At 61.2% G+C, this 986-nt stretch carries 1 protein-coding gene; it reads left to right on the forward strand.

The annotated features are described in order from the left end of the window. Positions 1-390 precede the first annotated feature (390 nt). Positions 391-986: nitrogenase component 1 (locus BQ17_RS03910; protein ID WP_305118697.1), on the forward strand; the 596-nt coding region annotated here is incomplete at its 3' end.

The following is a 986-nucleotide window of genomic DNA, read 5'->3' on the forward strand; positions in this document are numbered from 1 at the left end:
TTCAGTCGGCGGTTGAGTCCGCCGAGGGCCACTTTAGTGGCCCAACCTACCAGCTTCAGCTGGTAGTGGTTGAGTTTAAATCGGTAGGCTGGGGTAAGGAACGAACCCCAGCTTGGGTTATTGCTGGGTTTTGGCCGTCCCTGGCCGCAACCCAGCCTACGGCCTGCGGTCCCTTTTTAGACAGTCTCTAAGGCTAAAACATATCAGCACAGAAAGGCACGGTCCGCTGGAGCGGACAAAACGGCGTTCCCACCTGTCTGCGTGCAGGGACGCACAGGCAGGCGCTGGAACGTGGGAACGAGCGTGAAACCCACTAGGTGAGAGGTCCATTCATACAACCGGGCGACCGACGGCGGAGCCGCCGCGGCGCCCGAACAGGAGAGCCTCGCTATGGCAGCATCGACACACGAACCGATCCAGGCCCTCATTCAGGAGGTCCTGGAGGTCTACCCGGACCGGGCCAGGAAGGATCGCGCCAAGCATCTGGCGGCCAACGATCGGTCCATTGAGCAATCCAAGCAATGCATTACCTCTAACCGTAAGTCCCTGCCCGGGGTCATGACCGTCCGCGGTTGCGCCTATGCCGGCTCCAAGGGCGTGGTCTGGGGTCCGATCAAGGATCTGATCCATGTCTCCCACGGCCCGGTGGGCTGTGGCCAGTACTCCCGCGCCGGGCGACGCAATTACTACGTCGGTATGACCGGCGTGAACACCTTCGGCACCATGAACTTTACCTCGGACTTCCAGGAGAAGGACATCGTGTTCGGCGGCGACAAGAAGCTCGATAAGATCGTTACTGAGATCGAGCAGCTGTTCCCGCTCCACAAGGGGGTAACCGTCCAGTCCGAGTGTCCGATCGGCCTGATCGGCGACGACATCGAGGCGGTAGCCAAGAAAAAGGCCAAGGAGACCGGCAAGCCGGTGGTGCCGGTGCGTTGCGAGGGCTTCCGCGGGGTATCCCAGTCCCTGGGCCATCACATCGCCAA

It is taken from the genome of Candidatus Thiosymbion oneisti, assembly GCF_900092655.1.
GTDB classification, from domain to species: domain Bacteria; phylum Pseudomonadota; class Gammaproteobacteria; order Chromatiales; family Chromatiaceae; genus Thiosymbion; species Thiosymbion oneisti.